Origin of the sequence: Enterobacter cloacae complex sp. 2024EL-00227, assembly GCF_043945315.1 — a bacterium.
Classification (GTDB): Bacteria; Pseudomonadota; Gammaproteobacteria; order Enterobacterales; family Enterobacteriaceae; genus Enterobacter; species Enterobacter roggenkampii.
This window is the reverse complement of record NZ_JBIMQP010000001.1, coordinates 82,727-100,176: the sequence shown is the minus strand read 5'-3', so window position 1 is coordinate 100,176 and position 17,450 is coordinate 82,727. Positions and strand designations below refer to the sequence as shown.

Genomic DNA, 17,450 nt, shown 5'->3' with positions numbered 1-17,450 from the left:
GACCGGAAGGTGAATGCCCATGGATTATCGATCTTCGTCACAGAATAACTTTACCGTTTCAGCACCTTTTGCACTATTGCCATAAGGCTTAATGTGCAAAGTAACGTAATACCGTTTTGTACAAGGAAATCATCATGCTTCACCCGCGAGCCAGAACCATGCTGTTGCTGGCAATTCCGGCGCTCATCATTGGCGTGGTTTCAAGTCTGGTCCTTATTGTCGTGATGAAAGTCGCGTCGGTGCTGCAAACACTATTATGGAACGCGCTTCCTGCAGGGCTGGGCGTCACCGCTGACTCTCCTGCGTGGATCGTAGGGATGCTGACGTTAACCGGTATTGCGGTGGGCCTGGTGATCCGTTTCAGTCCCGGCCATGCTGGCCCCGATCCGGCACTGGAACCGTTGATCGGTGCCCCGGTAGCCCCCTTGGCGTTGCCAGGGCTAATTATTGCGCTGATTATCGGTCTGGCCGGCGGCGTTAGTCTGGGACCTGAGCATCCGATTATGGCCGTGAACATTGGCCTGGCGGTTTTTCTTGGTTCACGCATTTTGCCCCGCGTTGGCGCGCTGGACTGGACCATTCTCGCCTCCGCAGGCACCATCGGGGCACTCTTCGGCACGCCCGTCGCTGCCGCACTGATCTTTTCGCAGACGCTCAGCAGTAACAACGATGTCCCGCTCTGGGACAAGCTCTTTGCCCCACTGATGGCCGCCGCCGCCGGAGCGTTGACGACCAGCCTGTTTTTCCATCCCCATTTTTCACTCTCCCTCCCCCACTACGGCCAGATGCAAATCGCCGATATTTTCAGCGGTGCCATCGTCGCCGCCATCGCCATTGCGCTGGGCATGGTGGCAGTATGGTGTCTTCCACGCCTTCACCGGCTGATGCACAGACTCAAACACCCGGTGCTGATTCTGGGGGCTGGCGGTTTGATTCTGGGTATTTTAGGTACGATCGGCGGGCCGGTGACGCTGTTTAAAGGACTGGACGAGATGCAGCAGCTGGCCTTCAGCCAGGTGTTTAGCGTCTCCGACTATCTGCTGTTTGCCGTGATCAAGCTGGCAGCGCTGGTGGTGGCGGCCGCCTGCGGTTTCCGTGGTGGACGCATCTTCCCGGCGGTCTTTGTCGGCGTCGCGCTGGGGCTGATGCTGCACGAGCATGTCGATGCCGTTCCGGCTGCGATTACCGTTTCCTGCTCGATTCTGGGGCTGGTGCTGGTGGTCACGCGCGATGCCTGGCTGAGCCTCTTCATGGCCGCCGTGGTGGTACCGGATACCACCCTCATCCCGTTACTTTGCATCGTGATGTTGCCCGCCTGGCTCCTGCTGGCGGGCAAACCGATGATGATGGCCTGGCGAAACGACAAATAATCAGGCGCTGTTGCGCGCTTCCAGCGCTTTGGTGATCGCCCCCAGCAGCGGAGGGATATCGGCTCTCGGCAGCATCACCTCAATCAGCGAAAGCCGCTCGTGGTGTGCCACTTTCTCAAGGACGTCCGCCAGCTGCTCCGCTTCACTGACCCGCCAGCACTGGGCCTGAGGATCAAGGCTCAGGGCCTGCGGGATTTGCGTCCAGTTCCATAGCGCAATGTCGTTGTAACGCTGCTCAGGCCCGTGGATCGCTCTTTCCACCGTGTACCCTTCGTTGTTCAGGACCAGAATAATGGGGTGTTGTTTATCCCGCAGCATCGAGCCAAGCTCCTGGATAGTAAGTTGCGCCGCGCCATCCCCCGTCAGGACAATCACGCGCCGGTTCGGGCAGGCCGTTTGCGCGCCAAATGCTGCCGCCAGCGTATAGCCAATCGATCCCCACAGCGGCTGGACGATAAAATTCACGTCAGCCGGCAGACGAAGGTCGATCGCGCCGAAGGCCGAGGTGCCCTGATCCGCAAGAATGATGTCTCCCGGACGAATAAATGTCTGCAACGTTTGCCAGAAATTCGCCTGCGTCAGCGAGCCATCCGGCTGCGGGTAGGCCATCGCGCTTTGAGAAGACTGCGCGGGTGTCTCGTGCACGTGCTGTTTGCACAGTTCCACCAGCGTTTCGATTGCCTGAAGCATAGGGATGCCGGTAAACCAGAGATCACCAACGCGTGAGGCATGAGGCTGAACTTCTATCGTTTGTGCCGGGGTGAGCTGATGCGTGAAGCCGGCGGTCAGGGTATCGGTAAATCGCGTGCCGATGCACAGTACGGTATCCGCCCCTTCAATCGCCTCTTTTACCGCACCGGCGCTCGCTGAACCGCTGTAGGTGCCATAAAATCCGGCGTGACGTTCGTCAAATATCCCTTTGCCCATTAGCATGGTGGCGTGTGCCATCGGCACGTCTTTGACCCATTTTTGTAGCGCATGCTTCAGGCCGTGGCGCAGGACAAGGAAATCGGCCAGCAGCGCAGTACGCTTGCTCCTGGCAAGCTTGTTTTCTGCGGCGTCCCGGAACGCTTTCAGGCAAGCACTATCGGCATGTGGATGCCTGAGCGTGAGAGCGTTTACAGGGGGAGTGGCGGCCTTTTTTGCCACGTCGGCAGGCAACATCAGATAGCCGGGGCGACGCTCCCGGAGCATTGTCGTTAACACCCGGTCGATTTCATAACAGGCGTTTTGTTCGGTCAGGATCGCCTGTGCAGCAGTGATCGGCTCGCTCATATGATAAAAATGACGAAACTCACCGTCGCCAAGCGTGTGGTGCAGCAGCTCCCCTCTTTGCTGTGATGCCGTACCCGGTGCCCCCACAATATGCAAGACCGGAACGTGCTCGGCGAAGCTGCCCGCAATGCCGTTCATGGCGCTTAACTCTCCTACGCCAAATGTCGTCAGCAGCGCGGCAAAGCCCTTACATCGGGCGTATCCGTCAGCGGCATAAGAAGCGTTTAACTCGTTGGCACAGCCCACCCAGCAGATATCCGGGCTGTCTATCACATGGTCGAGAAACTGCAGGTTATAGTCGCCCGGCACGCCAAACAGATGATCGGCTCCACAATCAGTAAGACGGTCCAGCAGGTAATCGGCGACGCAGTATGGGGTACGCATGAACAGGTATCCTTCTAATGTTGACCTCACCTTGAGTATTAAATAAGCGTGATGGCTGTCCAGAATTGGTGATAAGAAGGGCATGGAAAGAATGCTTTACAAAAAAGGCTGCGCTATGCTGTTTTTTTTCACGAAAATGTAAACGCATACACTGATTTTTCACTTCAGCGCCAGAGGTCACGAAAATGGGTTATCAGCCGGACAAAAATCGTTACAGGACAATGGAGTATCGCCGCTGCGGGCGAAGCGGGCTCAGGTTGCCTGCCATCTCGCTTGGGCTGTGGCATAACTTTGGTGACACCACCCTTATCGAAAACAGCCGTCAACTTTTACAGCGTGCGTTCGATCTGGGCATTACGCATTTCGACCTTGCCAACAACTATGGCCCACCCCCCGGATCGGCCGAACGTAATTTCGGCCGTATTTTGCAGGAGGATTTCCTGCCCTGGCGCGACGAGCTAATCATCTCCACCAAAGCGGGTTATACCATGTGGGAGGGGCCTTACGGCGACTGGGGGTCACGTAAATATCTGCTGGCAAGCCTCGATCAAAGCCTGAAGCGCACGGGGCTGGAGTATGTGGATATCTTCTATCATCACCGGCCAGATCCGGAAACGCCGCTGCAGGAAACCATGAAAGCGCTTGACCATGTGGTGCGTCAGGGGAAGGCTTTGTATGTCGGATTATCCAACTACCCGTCTGTTCTGGCTCGCCAGGCGATTGATATCCTTAATGACCTCGGGACGCCCTGCCTGATCCACCAGCCGAAATACTCCCTCTTTGAACGTGCGCCGGAAGCGGGGCTGCTGGACGTGTTGCAGGAAAAAGGAGTCGGCTGTATTCCCTTCTCGCCGCTGGCCGGCGGGCAACTGACCAATCGCTATCTGAACGGCATCCCCGCAGACTCACGCGCGGCAAGCGGCAGTCAGTTCCTTAAACCCGATCAGCTCACCGAAGAGAAGCTGGAGAAAGTCAGGAAGCTGAATGCCCTGGCAGAAAGTCGCGGCCAGAAGCTGTCCCAGATGGCGCTGGCCTGGGTATTACGCCATGAGGAAGTGACGTCGGTGCTGATTGGGGCAAGTAAAGCGGCTCAGATTGATGACGCCGTGGGGATGCTGGCAAACCGCCATTTCTCTTCAGAAGAGTTGGCCCGTATAGACGCGATCCTGAGCAGTTCAATATAACATCACTTTTAGCAAAAAGTGCTCTAACCCAGGAATTCGGAGTTGAGGCGATGATACGACGCTTTACCAACTCGTAAAATTGCGTTAACAGGCCCAACAAAGGCCCCGATCGTGAAGGAGAAAGAGTATGTTCAGGTCACTGATTCTTGCAGCGGTATTACTGGCTTCGGCGCCGCTGATCGCCACTGCGGGCGAAATCACCCTGTTGCCATCAGTAAAATTACAAATTGGCGATCGTGACGACTACGGCAGATACTGGGACGGCGGCTACTGGCGCGACCGTGATTACTGGCATCGTCACTATGAGTGGCGCGGCGATCGCTGGTGGAAACATGATAACGGCAGACACCGCGGCTGGTATAAAGACAGCGCCTATGAGCGCGGTTACCGTGAAGGCTGGAACGATCGTGACGACCGTCGCGGCGGCTGGGGTCGCGGCAAAGGTCATGGTCACGGCCATCATCACTAATCAAAAATCAAAAAGGAGCCTCCACGGCTCCTTTTTTTGTTAAAGACCCAGCGCGGTTCCCACTAACAACCACAGGTTCAGCACCACGACCACCACCACGATGGCCCACCCGGTTCGTTTCACCAGCGTTGAGTTGACCAGCTCGCCCATCAGAGTTTTGTTGCTGGTAAAGATCAGCAGCGGCACCAGCGCCAGCGCAATACCAAAACTCAGCAGCACCTGGCTCATGACCAGAATTCGCGTTGGGTCGAGTCCCATCAGAATCACCACAAATGACGGCAGCATGGTGACGGAACGACGAACCCACAGCGGAATATGGAACCGGACAAACCCCTGCATCACCACCTGGCCTGCCAGCGTACCCACCACCGTAGAAGAGAGACCAGCAGCCACCAGGCTAAGGCCAAATATCGTGGCGGCAGCATGGCTCAGCAACGGCTCCAGCGTGAGATACGCCTGGTCGAGATCGGCAATACCGGTATGACCGTTAAAGTGGAAAGCTGCGGCTGCAGTAGCCATCATCGCCAGATTGACAAACCCCGCGATGGTCATGGCGATCGCCACGTCCCACTTGGTGGCGGAGTAACGCTCTTTACGCGTGCCACCGTGGAGATGCTGAGTCAGCGAGGAGTGCAGATAGATCACGTGCGGCATGATGGTCGCCCCCAGCACCCCGGCGGCCAGGAACACCGCTTCGGAGGTCGGCAGGCTTGGGATCGCCATCCCTTTACCGAGCTGCGCCAGATTCGGCTGTGAGAAGATTAGCTCAACGATATAGGCCGCCGCTACAAACAGCAGCAGACCGCCAATGACCTTCTCCAGCGGCTTTTGACCCCGACGCTGCAGCATCAGGATCAGGAACGTGGCAATCCCGGTGAGGACCGCCCCCTGCAACAGCGACACACCCAGAATCAGCTTAAAGCCGATCGCTGCGCCAATAAATTCAGCAAGGTCAGTGGCCATGGCGATGATTTCAGCCTGAACCCAGTAGAGCCAGACCGCGGGACGCGGATAATGGTCGCGAATTTGCTCCGCCAGGTTTTTGCCCGTCGCAATCCCCAGCTTTGCGGAGAGCATCTGGATCAGCATTGCCATCAGGTTTGCCCAGACGACCACCCAGAGCAGCTTATAACCGAAGCTGGCCCCGGCCTGAATGTTGGTCGCAAAGTTACCTGGATCGATATAACCAATGGCAGCGATGAACGCAGGTCCCATTAATGCGAACCGCAACTTGCGCGCTGCTCTGCCACTGCTACCCTCTACGCGACTGTTTGTCATTTCTGCCTCTGAAATATAGCCTTTGCTATGTTTAATGCTATCAAAATGAGAATGATTATCAAGATCATTTATGAAGTTTGCAGTGATTTCTCTGATAGCTTTGAACGATAGACGGGCGGGTAAGTGGGGCGATCTAACTGAAACTGAAATCGCGCATGCTTTTGTGAAGACTAGCACACAAACTTAACTTTTCACTCATTTACCTAACATAACAAAAATGTATTGTGGATCACTATTTTTGAGACTCGTCACAGGATGTAACTATAGTGTGTCCTCGATCTCGTTTTCTTTTCGCTTGTTACATAGAATGTGCACGAAAATTAAACCTGCCTCATATTTGGAGCAAATATGGACCGCGTCCTTCATTTTGTCCTGGCACTTGTTGTCGTTACTGCACTCGCATTGCTGGTCAGCACAGACCGCAAAAAAATTCGTATTCGTTATGTTGTCCAACTGCTGGTCATTGAAGTTTTACTTGCGTGGTTCTTCCTGAACTCCAACGTAGGCCTCGGCTTCGTGAAAGGCTTCTCCGAAATGTTCGAAAAACTGCTCGGATTCGCCAATGAAGGGACCAACTTTGTCTTCGGTAAAATGAACGACGAAGGTCTGGCGTTCTTCTTCCTGAAGGTTCTCTGCCCTATCGTCTTCATCTCCGCGCTGATCGGTATTCTGCAGCACATCCGCGTTCTGCCGTTCGTGATTCGTGGAATTGGTTTCCTGTTATCCAAAGTGAACGGCATGGGTAAGCTGGAATCCTTCAACGCCGTCAGTTCCCTGATCCTCGGTCAGTCTGAGAACTTCATCGCGTATAAAGATATTCTCGGCAAGATGTCCCGCAACCGCATGTACACCATGGCGGCAACCGCAATGTCTACCGTTTCCATGTCTATCGTGGGCGCGTATATGACCATGCTGGAACCAAAATACGTGGTGGCTGCGCTGGTACTGAACATGTTCAGCACCTTTATCGTTCTGTCGCTGATCAACCCGTACCGCGTTGACGCCAGCGAAGAGAACATCCAGATGTCTAACCTGCACGAAGGCCAGAGCTTCTTCGAAATGCTGGGTGAATACATCCTGGCCGGTTTCAAAGTCGCGATTATCGTTGCCGCCATGCTGATCGGCTTCATTGCGCTGATTTCTGCACTGAACGCCCTGTTCGCCGCGGTGCTGGGTATCTCCTTCCAGGGCATTCTGGGCTACATCTTCTACCCAGTTGCATGGGTGATGGGTGTTCCGGCTCACGAAGCGCTGCAGGTGGGCAGTATCATGGCAACCAAACTGGTTTCTAACGAATTCGTTGCGATGATGGATCTGCAGAAAATTGCCAGCACGCTTTCTCCACGCGCGGAAGGTATTCTGTCCGTGTTCCTGGTCTCCTTCGCGAACTTCTCGTCTATCGGTATCATCGCCGGTGCGATTAAGGGTCTGAACGAAGAGCAGGGTAACGTGGTTTCTCGCTTTGGCCTGAAGCTGGTTTACGGCTCTACGCTGGTGAGCGTCCTGTCCGCATCTATCGCGGCACTGGTTCTGTAACGTTTACCGTTAAACAAAAACCGGGAGCCTGGCTCCCGGTTTTTTTATGCCCGCAATTCTTCCAGCGGTTTGGGTTTGCCTATCAGGTATCCCTGCAGGTAATCCACACCAAAGCGAAGCAGCATCTCCCGCTGGGCCGGCGTTTCGACGTATTCCGCGACGACGCACAGCGATTTCGCCTTCGCCAGATTACACATCGACTGGACGATCATTGCATCCATGTCGTCTGTACAAATGTCTTTCACAAAGCAGCCGTCAATTTTAATGATGTCCGCCTGCAGGCGTCTGAGGCGCTCGTAGTTGGCGTAGCCAGTACCAAAATCATCTATGGCAATTCGGAAACCGTAATCCCGCAGCTGCTGAATATTGTTGATACTTGTGCCTGAATTTGAAAAAGCCTGCTCCTCGGTGATCTCAATCACGACGGCCTGAGGTGCCACGCCGTACCGTTCAAACAGCGCGCAAATCTCAGTCGCCACCTCTTTTTGCATCAGCGTGAGCGGCATCAGATTGACGGAGAAACGGGTGCCAGCCTGTGTTGAAGGGTGATCGCGCAGCCACAGCAGTAATTTCTCCATAATGCACATATCAAACCGATGGCTGAGGTTGAACTGGGCAATCAGCGGAATAAAGCGGTCAGGGGTGAAGATCTCGTCCTCGCTCTCCATACGCGCCAGGATTTCGTAATACCCGCTCCCGTCCGCCTTCTGGATCGGTTGCGCGTATAAATGGAACTGCCCCACCTCAAGGGCATGCTTAATCCGCGCCAGCATCAGGACACGCTCTGTCGTTTGTCCTGATGCCGCCTCAAGGCTATTCGTGAGCGCGAGAACGTTTTGCTCTCCGCAGGCCTGCTCTGCCAGCCAGCTCAGCTGTCCCAGCGTGTGATGCAGCTTTTCGCCGTTTTCGACCATTCCCCAGGATGCGCCAAATTCAATATCCAGCCCGGTGTTGTTCCAGAAAATCTTACGGCTGTTCAGCCGATCGACCATATGCTGGAGCCGCTCGGCGGTTCCCGGCCCCAGTAATACCAGCACCAGTTCGCTTCCCGGAAGCTGGAAGAGCGTCTCATCTTTCTGCAAAAGTGGCTGTAGCGACGTGGCGATCGTACGTTTGCAGTGGACCCGCATGATAATCCCGTAGTGGCGGCTCAAAAACTCCAGGTTATCCATGCGCAGAATGCACACTTTGGCATCCGGGTGAATCTCAAGATAATCTTCCAGCGCACGAATATTGGGCAAACCGGTAAGGGGATCGGTAAGCGCCCTGCCCTGCCAGCCCCGCTTCAGCCACTCGCTGCGCTGGTAAATGCGCGACATGTAAAGCAAGCAGATAGCGAAAGAAATCAGCACGGAGAGGATAAAGGAGAGTGAATGGCCCGATTCGACCCCGTTCAGGAAGTTGTAGTTGTAGGTCAACAGCAGGAGCGCTGAGGTGGCCCACAGCAGAGAAATCAACGCATAGGTCAGGCGGCTTATTGCCAGGGTAAAAAGAATAAAAATCAGCGGCATCAAATAGCCCGCAATGACCGGTGATTCAAAAGGACCACATAAAATGATGAGAATGGCGCCTAAAAGCATCAGCCAGACAAAAATATATAATGGATTCTTGTGATAAAACACGGGCTTCACGCTTCGCCGCCAGAAGGTGACGGCATAACGAGGATTAATTATCATTCTTAATGGGTAATAGAACATCATGGTAAAAATCAGCCCCGCGCATATCAGGCTTTGAATATCCACAACATTATAAATTACCGTTCCTTCGCCGAAATAGGTTGAGATAGTCACCGGAAAATCAAACAAATAGCCTGCCATATACATCGACAGCTTAATACCAAATGGCACAATAAAACCGAGCCAGAATATACGTAGCCCGATGTGCTTGTTAGGGATGGAGTGGCGCCAGCGCTTGCCCAGCATGAGGCGTAGCAGGCCGCAGGCCGCGAACAACGCAAAGGTCTGACAGAACAGCAAAACTGAATATTGTAGCGGTGCTAAATTAATATAGAATAAATTAGTGACAGTAAAACCTAACAAAATGGGAAGAATAGCCCTGCGCCCAAATAGCAGAATTACCGCCAGCATCACGCTGAGCGGCAGCCATGCTAAATAAACGTCATGACCATTAACAATTGCGCGTGGAGAGAGATAACGGGAGACAGGTACCGCAATCAGACAAAGTGTCAGGGCAATTATAAATATCTTTACATTATTGTACGTTTTTCTATTCATTAAGCTGATGAGTATATTATCCGTCTGAATCATTGACCGGATGGATAATAGGTTTATTAATTGCACGAATCAAGTTCAAGTCTATTTATAGACACGTTTATTGATTTCGATTGAGGTGAGGTATGGGAATACCTTATTTTTGATAACAAAAACCAGTGGCGGGCGTTACAAACAGATAAAAAAAAACCTCGTCATTTGACGAGGGTTTACAATTTTGGTGGAGCTAAGCGGGATCGAACCGCTGACCTCTTGCATGCCATGCAAGCGCTCTCCCAGCTGAGCTATAGCCCCACATGTGACTTTACTGACCGCACTCTGTTGGGTTCAGAGTTTGGTGGAGCTAAGCGGGATCGAACCGCTGACCTCTTGCATGCCATGCAAGCGCTCTCCCAGCTGAGCTATAGCCCCATCGTAAAGCTGTCATGTTGACGGGCGGCATAATATGAATTCCGCTGCGGAGTGTCAACGGCAAAATCAATGACCGCCGTTCGATCGCCGAAAAATCATGCAAATGAATCACTTTGCGAGCGTGCTCGTAATCAGGAGTTAAGCCTGTCACGTTTTCATGTAAAACGGTGCTATAAAATGAGCCGTTAATTAACCCCACTGATATTCAGGAAATTGCATGATCAAGGAACGAATGACGCCAGAAGAGTTAGCCCTGCTCACTGGCTATAGCCGACAGACCATCAATAAATGGGTACGCAAAGAGGGTTGGATTACGTCACCAAAACCTGGCGTTCAGGGCGGGAAAGCGCGACTGGTACATGTGAACGAAAAAGTCCGCGACTTTATCCGCAGCGCACGTCGGGCAAGCGAAACGTCCGATATGGCAGAAGGTACCAGCCATAACAGTTCGCTTCACACCCTACTCCTGACGCTGGCTGATGAAATGACACCGGAAGAGCAGAAACAGATGACATCGCTGTTACTGCGGGAAGGGATCACCGGATTGTTGCAACGTTTAGGGATTCGCGATCGGGACTGATATGAAAAAATTACGGAGCAAAATGACCACGGAAGAGCTGGCGGAGAGTTTGGGCGTTGCCAGGCAAACGGTTAATCGCTGGATTCGCCAGCAGGGCTGGAAAACAGAAGGACTCAACGGCGTGAAAGGCGGCCGCGCGCGGCTCATTCATATCGATGCGCGCGTGAAGGAACACATTATGAGTCTCCCGGCGATTCGCAACCGTCAGGCGGTTTACCATCTCGCGGAGGCCACCTCCGCCTACAATGCCCCCTCTGCAAACCTGTTTCCGGGCATAATTGAGACGCTGGAGAATATGACTGCAGCAGAGCAGAAGCGTCTGGACACCTTCCTGAAGCGCGAAGGCATTCACGGCTTTCTTAAGCGTCTGGGTATTGCAGAAGAAGAAGCATAAAAAAACGGCAGGTTCCCCTGCCGTTTGTTTTATCTGAGACGTTATTACTGCTGATTTTCTCGTTCAGCGATAAAGTCCAGAGCCTTGTTAATGCGCGCTACGCTGCGTGATTTGCCGATAGCATGAACCGTTACGTCCAGCGCCGGAGACTGACCCGCACCGGTCACCGCAACGCGCAGTGGCATACCGACTTTACCCATGCCGACTTCCAGCTCGTCCGCCGTCGCCTGAATGGCGTGATGCACATTCTCTGCGGTCCACTCGGTAATGGCAGCCAGCTTGTCACGCACCACTTCCAGCGGCTGACGCGCAACCGGGCGAAGGTGTTTCTTCGCGGCGTCCGCATCAAACGCATCAAACTCTTCATAGAAGTAGCGGCAGCTTTCAGCAATCTCTTTCAGCGTTTTGCAGCGCTCGCCGAGCAGTTTCACCAGATCCGCCAGCTCAGGGCCTGTGCGGGTATCAATATTTGCCTGCTCAATGTGCCACTGCAGATACGTCGCCACATATTCTGGCGGCATGGTATTGATGTAGTGATGGTTCAGCCACAGGAGCTTGTCGGTGTTGAACGCGCTGGCGGATTTGCTGACAGAGCTCAGAGAGAACAGTTCGATCATCTCTTCGCGGCTGAAGATCTCCTGGTCACCGTGAGCCCAGCCCAGACGCACAAGATAGTTCAGCAGCGCTTCTGGCAGATAGCCGTCGTCGCGATACTGCATCACGCTCACCGCACCGTGACGTTTAGACAGCTTTTTCCCGTCGTCGCCGTTGATCATGGAGACATGGGCATAGACAGGCACAGGGGCGTTCAGCGCCTTCAGGATGTTGATCTGACGTGGCGTGTTGTTGATATGGTCTTCACCGCGCACAACGTGGGTAATTTCCATATCCCAGTCGTCCACCACCACGCAGAAGTTGTAGGTTGGAGAACCATCGGTACGACGGATGATCAGATCATCGAGCTCCTGGTTGCTGAATTCGATCGGGCCACGGATCTGATCGTCAAAGATCACAGACCCCTCTTGCGGGTTAGCAAAACGCACAACGCAAGGCTCATCTGCAGCATGCTCGCTGTGGTCGTGGCGGCAGCGGCCGTCATAACGCGGCTTTTCACCGTTCGCCATCTGCTCTTCACGCAGCGCATCCAGACGCTCTTTGGAGCAGTAGCACTTATACGCCGTGCCCGCGACCAGCATCTCATCAATGACGGCGTTATAGCGGTCGAAGCGTTTGGTCTGGAAGTAGGGACCTTCATCCCATTCCAGGTTCAGCCAGTTCATCCCATCCATAATGGCTTCAATTGCTTCTGGCGTGGAGCGCTCAAGATCGGTGTCTTCAATACGCAGCACGAACTCACCTTTGTTGTGGCGTGCGAAAAGCCAGGAATAGAGAGCGGTACGTGCACCACCGACGTGCAGATAGCCTGTCGGGCTCGGCGCGAAGCGAGTTTTGATTTTCATGAAATGGCCTTACGTTATAAAGATGCCGGTAATCGGCAAATCCTGGGGAAAAAACAATGGGCAATATTCTATCACTGTGCGGCGATTCCTCAATGTTGTTCCCTGAATCGGGCCCGAGTTTGCGATTTTTGTTTAGAAATCATGCGCCACTGCCCGTTTCGCGATCGTTTTGCTTAATTTTACGACGAACGAATAAAAACTTTAGAAAATGCGTTGACTCATTTTCAACTCTCCCTATAATGCGACTCCACACAGCGGGGGTGATTAGCTCAGTTGGTAGAGCATCTCCTTTACACGGAGGGGGTCGGCGGTTCGAGCCCGTCATCACCCACCATCTACTTCGGTAGACTCGCAGTGTAGATAAAGATTGAGATTGGGCGATTAGCTCAGTTGGTAGAGCATCTCCTTTACACGGAGGGGGTCGGCGGTTCGAGCCCGTCATCGCCCACCATTCTCATCTTATCGCAGCAGTTCCGAAATGGGCGATTAGCTCAGTTGGTAGAGCATCTCCTTTACACGGAGGGGGTCGGCGGTTCGAGCCCGTCATCGCCCACCATTTCGGGTCGTTAGCTCAGTTGGTAGAGCAGTTGACTTTTAATCAATTGGTCGCAGGTTCGAATCCTGCACGACCCACCAATGTAAAAAAGCGCCCTAAAGGCGCTTTTTTGCTTTCTGCGATATATATGATTCGAACCTGTTGCAGGTTCGAGCCGAACGTAGTGAGGCACAGGAGCCGTTTTCGGCGACGGCCCGAAGGGCGAGGCGAAGCCGAGTCATCCTGCACGACCCACCAATGTAAAAAAGCGCCCTAAAGGCGCTTTTTTGCTTTCTGCGATATATACGATTCGAACCTGTTGCAGGTTCGAGCCGAACGTAGTGAGGCACAGGAGCCGTTTTCGGCGACGGCCCGAAGGGCGAGCGGAAAACCGTATTCCTTTAAAAATTATGCGTTTTTCTCGTCTGGCAGACGTCTTAATTAAATGAAGGATAAGATATAACATTTCGGTCTGGAAAAGACGCAAAAAAGGCAATATAAAATAACGATTTAGGTGAAAAAACAATGAAACTCAGCGAACGTGCCAGACGCTTTGCAACCCAGGCTCATCGTAAAGCCGGTCAAAAACGTAAGTTCACAGGCGAACCTTATATTGTCCACCCTGCATCCGTCGTCAAATTACTACAAAGCATAAATCCAACCGAAGAAATGATCGCAGCGGCATGGCTCCATGATGTCGTTGAGGATACGGGAGTTACACTGGAAACCATCGATTCGTTGTTCGGCGCGGAGGTCGGACAATATGTTGAAATGCTGACGGATGTCAGGACCCGGCGAACGGGAGGCTCTCGTATTGACCGCAAGAATGCCAATCTCATTCACAGCGCGCGGGCAAATGCCGGAGCACAAACGATAAAGTTATGCGATCTTATAGATAATGCAAGAGATGTTGTGGCGCGCGACCCGATTTTTGCCTGCGAATATATTTTAGAGATGAAAAGGTTGCTCAGTGTCCTCACAGCCGGAGATCAAATCCTGTATGCACAAGCCCGCGCGCTATGCGATGAAGGACTTGCCCTGCTGTGTCAGCAGCAGGGAAGCGATGCATGGTTCGTAGAGAGCTGGGCGCAGTATGAACAGCACACGCCACTCAGCTCGGTGACAACGTGGTCAGAAAAAGAATTGCCGGAATCGTTACCGCAGCCAGTACCGTCTGAACAGAAATAATGCCTGCTGAGAGGCGGTAATCTCCACCAAGCAGTTTGGACATGATGTAGGCAGAGGGAGTACAAGGAAGAGCGTTGAAGAGTACGACAGTTGCCAGTACAGGACCACTTATTCCTGACCATATACCAATGAGTAGTGTCACCAGAGGAACAAAAAGAAGCTTAACGATTGTCGACTGCAACACGGCACCGTGAGAAGCACGGGCCGCTTTCAGATCCAGCCCGGCACCTACAGCCAGTAGCCCCAGAGGCAGAGAAGCACCTCCCAGAATATGCAAAATGTCGGATACAATCTGCGGTAAATGCAAACTCGCGACATTAAAAAGCAGCCCAGCAAGCACCGAAATTATGACAGGGTTACGTACCAGCGCCCTGATGATTTGTGCCTGCGCGGGTTTCGAACCCTGACCGTAATACATCAGTACAATAATGGATGCCACATTCAAAAGAGGAATCGCTACAGCGATACTAATCGACGTGACTGCCAACCCGGTAGTGCCATAGGTTGCTGCCGCTGCCGCCACCCCAATATAGGTATTCGGCCGTAATGCTCCCTGAATGACAGAGGAAAATACAGGACCTGACTGTCTGCTTAATCCCCGCCAGATCCAAAGAGACAGTGCTGCCAGCAGCACTGCCCCAAGGATAGACCATGCGATAGGCTTGACCGGAAATTCCCCCAGGTCAGCCGAGGCAACCTGGGAGAACATTAGCGCAGGGAACAGCCAAAAGTAATTGAGCTTCTCACAGGGCAACCAAAATTGCATATCAATAAAATTGCGCGAGCGTAGCATATAGCCCAGGGCAATCAGAAACATGACAGGAATAAGAGCGAGCAGAGTCGTAATCATGGTCGTCAGATATATCCCTTCGTTAGCACCAGAATGCCATATACCGCAATAAAGGCTGTCAGCAGACCTTCATATACGGATGGGCTAGCGCGACGGAAAAGTACGTTCCCTACTCCCCAGTAAACAAATAGTGCAAATGGTGCGGCCATAAAGCCGGAGAGACTCAGAGAATGTGGTTTCAGGATAGTAAGCGTAAGCAATTGTATTATGCCAAACATCAGATAATAGCGTGAGACTTCTGCGCGTATGGCTGTCTTTTCGTTTTGAATGGTTGAGGCATAGAGAGCCAATAATGCCCCACCCATATTTGTTACCCCATGCAAAGCCCCCATCACTAGCACATAAAGGCGCTGATATTTAATAAGCCTGGCACTGATAAACTGTCTAAAATTTGTACTCAATCTCACTACTGCAGAAAATATTAGTACCAAACCAATAATGAAGTCAAAATTAAACCTTCCACCTGAAATAATAATGACACTCAGAAAGATAATCACAGCAGCCGCACACAAGGCCATATTGAAAATTTCTTTCCTGTCTACACGCCATCCACGACCAGTATATAACTGAGTCAATGAAATCAGGACCGATGAAGGCAAAAGCAGGCCCAGGACAGACGAAAAATCATACCCTAGCAGGAGAAGTGCTGGTGTCCCAAAGACCAGAATACCCATGCCAAAGATAGATTGAATCACTGAAAACAGCATAATAACAGGCAAGAAGAGATATTCGTGTTCCATTTATGCCACCTCTGCTTCATTGCGTTTTATCAACTGATGCTGAAGCCAGGCTTTTACATTAAGTGTGTGAATTACATTTCCATTAAGGCTATTACTGTCCTGTTGAGCAGAGATAATCACGACATAATCATCTTCAAGAAGATATCCACTATGGGTTAATTTTCTCAAAAGTTGATCTTCGCCCTGTAGTGATATTTCATCCTCGTTTTTAATATACACGCTGGTCACATTCGGAAGTAGATTCCAGCTACGTGTCAATTCTGGATGTGTTCCTATGGCTAATACAGGCAATCCGGCATCAGACATAGCAGCAATGCGCACGGCGTAACCCGTACGGGAAAGGACGACCAGGCGAGTCAGCGGTAAAGCCTTTGCAAGCGCACGAATGGTATGTCTGAGATCGCTGTCTGTTGGCTCTTTGACGGTATGATAAGGTGAGTGGCGCCCCGTAGCCGCGAGTGTCGCAATACGACTGATCCGATCAACAGCCTCAACCGGATAGCGACCCACAGCCGTTTCACCGGAAAGCATAACAGCTGAAGCGCCATCCAATATAGCATTAGTGATATCGCTGACTTCCGCTTTTGTTGGTAAAGGATTTTCAATCATGCTGTGGAGCATTTCAGTCGCAACAATGGTGGGCTTACCTGCGCGAGCCGCTTCACGGAGGATTTTTTTCTGATAAAGGGCCACATGATCAATGGATGTTTCAACGGCAAGATCGCCACGGTCAATCATAATCACATCCGCCGAATCTACAATTTCAGCAAGATGAGTAATCCCCCCACGGTTTTCTACTTTTGCCACGATACGCGGAACGGGTGCAGCAATCAGATCACGAATGGCTTCAATATGCTCCCGGCTTTCAACAAAACTGATTCCGATATAATCAACACCGATTGATTTAGCAAATTCAATCATTGCTCGATCTTTATCTGTTACCAAAGACTGCCCAAGGTCGATACCAGGTACATTTATTCCCTTACGACTCCTTAATTTGCCATCCATATTAGCCCGCAAATAAATATCTCTTCCCTGAATGTTGTCAACAACAAATGAAAGCGTTCCGTCATCTGCGAAAACGCCGTCGCCGACGGATAATTTCTCATGAAGCCGATCAAATCCGACGGGAACTTTTTCTGTACCGTCATGGCGGGTATCTGTTGTCAGTATTATTGTATCGCCACTTTTGAACGAAGGTTCATGAGCCAACTGGAGTGTCCGAATTTTCCTTCCAGGAATATCCAGCAGTACAGGAACATCAGGAACGGTTTTACGCAGAAGCTTAACCGTTTCTGCATGCCATTCGGGGGTATTATGAGAACCATTTAATCGAGCAACGGACATGCCTGCTTTGCGTAATTTGAGTAACGTGTCAGTATTGTCTGAAGCCGGGCCGATAGTAGCGATAACGCGTGAACCTGTCATAAATCACTCCTTGTATAAGAAAAGCTCTTTATGACAGTTTTATGACAATTCAGTTAATGATATTAAACTATTTAATATACCTAATAATTATTACAGCAATTTTATGATGATCCGAACCTGTAATTTCAACATTTCCA

At 51.9% G+C, this 17,450-nt stretch carries 14 protein-coding genes, 6 tRNA genes and 1 other RNA gene; 12 read left to right on the top strand and 9 right to left on the bottom strand.

Annotation, left to right across the window (positions count from 1 at the left end):
• The first annotated feature begins 134 nt into the window (after window positions 1–134).
• Entirely contained in the window at window positions 135–1,370 is a 1,236-nt protein-coding gene (locus ACHH0Z_RS00475; protein WP_045409282.1) for an ion channel protein, read from the top strand.
• Here ACHH0Z_RS00475 and ipdC read toward each other — a convergent pair whose 3' ends face one another.
• Window positions 1,371–3,029, bottom strand: coding sequence for an indolepyruvate decarboxylase (gene ipdC, locus ACHH0Z_RS00470; protein ID WP_045409285.1), 1,659 nt, complete (start codon window positions 3,027–3,029; stop codon window positions 1,371–1,373).
• Window positions 3,030–3,214: 185 nt separating this feature from the next.
• Here ipdC and mgrA point away from each other — a divergent pair, with 185 nt between their 5' ends.
• Window positions 3,215–4,213: an L-glyceraldehyde 3-phosphate reductase gene (mgrA, locus tag ACHH0Z_RS00465; protein WP_045409289.1), complete on the top strand. Its 999-nt coding sequence runs from the start codon at window positions 3,215–3,217 to the stop codon at window positions 4,211–4,213.
• Between the two features lie 127 nt (window positions 4,214–4,340).
• Window positions 4,341–4,682 (top strand): DUF2502 domain-containing protein, encoded by a 342-nt coding sequence (locus ACHH0Z_RS00460; RefSeq protein WP_008501589.1) that lies wholly within the window; start codon window positions 4,341–4,343, stop codon window positions 4,680–4,682.
• Window positions 4,683–4,721: 39 nt separating this feature from the next.
• Here ACHH0Z_RS00460 and ACHH0Z_RS00455 read toward each other — a convergent pair whose 3' ends face one another.
• The gene (locus tag ACHH0Z_RS00455) at window positions 4,722–5,960 is read right to left on the bottom strand and encodes an Nramp family divalent metal transporter (protein WP_045409291.1); all 1,239 of its coding nucleotides are present in this window, start codon (window positions 5,958–5,960) and stop codon (window positions 4,722–4,724) included.
• A gap of 348 nt (window positions 5,961–6,308) precedes the next feature.
• Between ACHH0Z_RS00455 and ACHH0Z_RS00450 the strand changes: the two genes are divergently transcribed.
• Window positions 6,309–7,496: a NupC/NupG family nucleoside CNT transporter gene (locus ACHH0Z_RS00450; protein WP_008501591.1), complete on the top strand. Its 1,188-nt coding sequence runs from the start codon at window positions 6,309–6,311 to the stop codon at window positions 7,494–7,496.
• 44 nt (window positions 7,497–7,540) lie between these two features.
• Here the strand turns inward: ACHH0Z_RS00450 and ACHH0Z_RS00445 are convergent, their stop codons facing one another.
• The 3 genes from ACHH0Z_RS00445 to ACHH0Z_RS00435 form a co-directional block, all read right to left on the bottom strand.
• Window positions 7,541–9,730, bottom strand: a complete 2,190-nt coding sequence (locus ACHH0Z_RS00445; protein WP_045409294.1) for an EAL domain-containing protein — start codon at window positions 9,728–9,730, stop codon at window positions 7,541–7,543.
• Window positions 9,731–9,945: 215 nt separating this feature from the next.
• A tRNA-Ala gene (locus tag ACHH0Z_RS00440) sits at window positions 9,946–10,021 on the bottom strand.
• Between the two features lie 41 nt (window positions 10,022–10,062).
• Window positions 10,063–10,138: transfer RNA gene (locus ACHH0Z_RS00435), tRNA-Ala, on the bottom strand.
• A gap of 217 nt (window positions 10,139–10,355) precedes the next feature.
• On the opposite strand from ACHH0Z_RS00435, the gene ACHH0Z_RS00430 reads away from it, so the two are divergent.
• Window positions 10,356–10,718: a YfeC-like transcriptional regulator gene (locus ACHH0Z_RS00430; protein ID WP_008501593.1), complete on the top strand. Its 363-nt coding sequence runs from the start codon at window positions 10,356–10,358 to the stop codon at window positions 10,716–10,718.
• Between the two features lies 1 nt (window position 10,719).
• Window positions 10,720–11,112: a YfeC-like transcriptional regulator gene (locus ACHH0Z_RS00425; RefSeq protein WP_032663116.1), complete on the top strand. Its 393-nt coding sequence runs from the start codon at window positions 10,720–10,722 to the stop codon at window positions 11,110–11,112.
• Between the two features lie 44 nt (window positions 11,113–11,156).
• On the opposite strand, the gene gltX is transcribed toward ACHH0Z_RS00425, so the two are convergent.
• Entirely contained in the window at window positions 11,157–12,572 is a 1,416-nt protein-coding gene (gltX, locus tag ACHH0Z_RS00420) for a glutamate--tRNA ligase (RefSeq protein ID WP_023294239.1), read from the bottom strand.
• Window positions 12,573–12,830: 258 nt separating this feature from the next.
• Between gltX and ACHH0Z_RS00415 the strand changes: the two genes are divergently transcribed.
• From ACHH0Z_RS00415 to ACHH0Z_RS00390, 6 genes are all read left to right on the top strand, one after another.
• Window positions 12,831–12,906 (top strand) — tRNA-Val (locus ACHH0Z_RS00415).
• A gap of 41 nt (window positions 12,907–12,947) precedes the next feature.
• A tRNA-Val gene (locus tag ACHH0Z_RS00410) sits at window positions 12,948–13,023 on the top strand.
• A gap of 29 nt (window positions 13,024–13,052) precedes the next feature.
• Window positions 13,053–13,128, top strand: a tRNA-Val gene (locus tag ACHH0Z_RS00405).
• Between the two features lie 4 nt (window positions 13,129–13,132).
• Window positions 13,133–13,208: transfer RNA gene (locus tag ACHH0Z_RS00400), tRNA-Lys, on the top strand.
• Window positions 13,209–13,237: 29 nt separating this feature from the next.
• Window positions 13,238–13,365, top strand: a non-coding RNA gene (locus tag ACHH0Z_RS00395) — RtT sRNA.
• Between the two features lie 267 nt (window positions 13,366–13,632).
• Entirely contained in the window at window positions 13,633–14,295 is a 663-nt protein-coding gene (locus ACHH0Z_RS00390; protein ID WP_047959174.1) for an HD domain-containing protein, read from the top strand.
• Here ACHH0Z_RS00390 and ACHH0Z_RS00385 read toward each other — a convergent pair.
• The 3 genes from ACHH0Z_RS00385 to pyk are packed head-to-tail and all read right to left on the bottom strand — an operon-like array spanning window position 14,219 to window position 17,313.
• A complete protein-coding gene (locus ACHH0Z_RS00385; RefSeq protein WP_045406126.1) occupies window positions 14,219–15,145 on the bottom strand; it encodes an AEC family transporter in 927 nt (308 codons plus the stop codon). The two genes, ACHH0Z_RS00390 and ACHH0Z_RS00385, sit on opposite strands and share 77 nt — an antisense overlap.
• Window positions 15,146–15,150: 5 nt before the next feature.
• On the bottom strand, window positions 15,151–15,885 hold the full coding sequence (locus ACHH0Z_RS00380; protein WP_045406124.1) for a TSUP family transporter: 735 nt from the start codon (window positions 15,883–15,885) through the stop codon (window positions 15,151–15,153).
• A complete protein-coding gene (pyk, locus tag ACHH0Z_RS00375; protein WP_045406122.1) occupies window positions 15,886–17,313 on the bottom strand; it encodes a pyruvate kinase in 1,428 nt (475 codons plus the stop codon).
• Window positions 17,314–17,450 lie beyond the last annotated feature (137 nt).